The following is a 2,424-nucleotide window of genomic DNA, read 5'->3' as shown; positions in this document are numbered from 1 at the left end:
AGGATAACCCCTGGAGTTGCCCCCTCAGGTCCAACCGGATTCGTTTTGCTTGACTCCCTCATAAAGGGTGATATGATGGCTTTCTTTGACTCAGTGAGGTACCTCATACTTCCATCCATAACCCTCGGCGTGATGCTCAGCGGTCCGTACATGAGGCTCGCCAGGAACAACATGATCAGGGCCCTGGACTCCGGCTTCTCCATCGCCTACAGGGCGAGGGGAGTGAGGGAGGGGAGGATAATCGGCTACTCGCTGAGGCATGCGATGATACCGATAATAACCTACACGGGCCTTCAGTTCGCCCTGCTGCTCGGAGGGGCTGTGCTCACCGAAACAACATTCAGCTGGCCCGGAATAGGAACTTACCTGGTTGAGAAGGTCTTCTACAGGGATTATCCTGCCATACAGGCCGTCGTCATAGTTTTCGCCTTCTTCGTCGGCCTGATAAGCCTGATCGTGGATGTGATTTACGCCTACGTGGACCCGAGGATAAGGTACTGAGGTGATCCCCTTGGAAATGAGGAGAAACCTGTTTCTAATCTCCGGGCTGCTCATAGTCTCTTTCATCTTGATTTTGGCCCTTCTGGCTGACTACATCGCCCCATTCCGCTACGATGAGACCGCGGGCAACCCGCTTTCACCACCGAACCCCGTGAACCCAATGGGAACGGATAACCTGGGCTACGATGTCTGGTCTAGGATAGTCTACGGCTCCAGAACTGTTATATTCGTCGTCTTCTCCTCGATAATAATCAGCGCGATCCTGGGGATTCCCGCCGGACTCGTGAGCGGTTACATAGGAGGGAAGCTAGATAAGGTCCTCTCCTTCATAATGGATTCCATATACGCCTTCCCCAGCCTGGTCCTAGCGATAGCCCTGGCCGTGGTGCTCGGACCCTCTCCGGTCAATGCGGCCATAGCGATAGCTATAGTCTACGTGCCCACATACTTCAGGATGGTGAGGGGCCAGGTGCTCAGCGTCAAGACGGAGCCCTTCATAGAGGTCAACAGGGCCCTGGGGATCCCACTGGCGAGGATGCTGTTCAGGCACATACTGCCCCACCTTGGGCCGACCGTGATGGTCGTCTTCAGCCTGAGCAGCACGGACGCGGTGCTGACTGAGGCGGCCCTCAGCTTCCTGGGCCTCTCCGTCCAGCCCCCAACCCCGGACTGGGGATATGAGCTCTACAAGGGGAAGGGGTTCCTCCTATCAGGAGCTTGGTGGATGGTTTTCTTCCCGGGGCTCATGATAACCCTTCTCGCGATGGGTTTCGCCCTGATAAGCGAGGGGCTGTCCAAGGGGGAGAGGGAGGTGTCATGAAATGATACTCGAGATAGAGGGTTTGAGGGTGCACTACTTCACGAGGAAGGGCATCGTTCACGCCGTTGATGACGTCTCCCTCAGGATGGAGAGGGGTGAGACCCTCGCCATTGTTGGGGAGAGCGGGAGCGGGAAGTCAACCCTGGGTTTCGCCCTGATGAGGATGGTCCCTCCCCCCGGCAGGGTGGTGGGCGGGAGGATCATCCTGGATGGGGAGGACATCCTGAGGAAGAGCGAGGATGAGATGAGGGAAATCAGGGGTAGTAGGATCTCAATGGTCTTCCAGGACCCTTTCACCACGCTGGATCCACTCAGGAGGGTGAACGACATGGTGGCTGAGGTGATGACGGAGCACGGGGTTGGGGAGGAAGAGGCCAGGGAGAGGGCTCTGAACCTCCTGAGGCGTGTTGGCATCCCTGAGAAGCTCTTGGATGCCTATCCGCACCAGCTGAGCGGGGGTCAGAAGCAGAGGGTGGCAATAGCTGCAGCGATAGCCCTGAACCCCTCCCTGCTCGTGGCTGATGAGCCCACCACCGCGCTGGATGTGATAGTTCAGAGGCAGATAATGGATCTGATCGACGAGATAAGGAGGGAGAGGGGGATGAGCGTGATGCTCATCACACACGATATAGCGCTGGCGCTTGAGAGAGCGGACAGGATATGCATAATGTACGCTGGCAATCTGATGGAGATCGGGGAGAAGAGGGATGTTATGGAATCCCCAATGCACCCCTACACCAGGGGGCTCATATCATCGCTCCCCAGGCTCCTATCCAAGGAATGGCCCAGCTCCATCCCGGGATCTCCGCCGGATCTCAGGAGCCCTCCCCCCGGATGCAGGTTTAACCCCAGGTGCAGGGAGGCCATGGAGGTCTGCAGGAGGGAGGCTCCGTCCATCTTCGACGCTGGAAACGGGCATTTTGTCTCCTGCTGGCTCTATGGGTGATGATCATGCTGGTCAAGGTGGAAGATGTAAGGATGTACTTCCAGATAGGTGCATTTGGCAGGAAGAAGCTTGTTAGGGCCGTGGACGGCATAAGCATCCAGCTGGACAGGGGAGAGGTGCTAGGAATAGTTGGCGAGAGCGGGAGCGGGAAGTCAAC

Annotated in this window: 4 protein-coding genes; all 4 read left to right on the top strand. The window is 57.2% G+C overall.

The window, feature by feature from the left end:
* Window positions 1-501 (top strand): ABC transporter permease (locus BA066_07715; protein RDD52807.1); only part of this gene is annotated, 501 nt, incomplete at its 5' end.
* 16 nt (window positions 502-517) lie between these two features.
* Window positions 518-1,321, top strand: coding sequence for an ABC transporter permease (locus BA066_07710; GenBank protein ID RDD52809.1), 804 nt, complete (start codon window positions 518-520; stop codon window positions 1,319-1,321).
* 1 nt (window position 1,322) lies between these two features.
* Window positions 1,323-2,267, top strand: coding sequence for an ABC transporter ATP-binding protein (locus BA066_07705; GenBank protein RDD52806.1), 945 nt, complete (start codon window positions 1,323-1,325; stop codon window positions 2,265-2,267).
* Between the two features lie 5 nt (window positions 2,268-2,272).
* The coding region (locus BA066_07700; GenBank protein RDD52808.1) for an ATP-binding cassette domain-containing protein at window positions 2,273-2,424 on the top strand (152 nt) is incomplete at its 3' end.

Source organism: Candidatus Korarchaeota archaeon NZ13-K, assembly GCA_003344655.1.
In the GTDB taxonomy this organism is placed as follows: Archaea; Korarchaeota; Korarchaeia; order Korarchaeales; family Korarchaeaceae; genus Korarchaeum.
The sequence above is the reverse complement of the archived record's forward strand: the minus strand, read 5'-3'. Positions and strand labels throughout refer to the sequence as shown.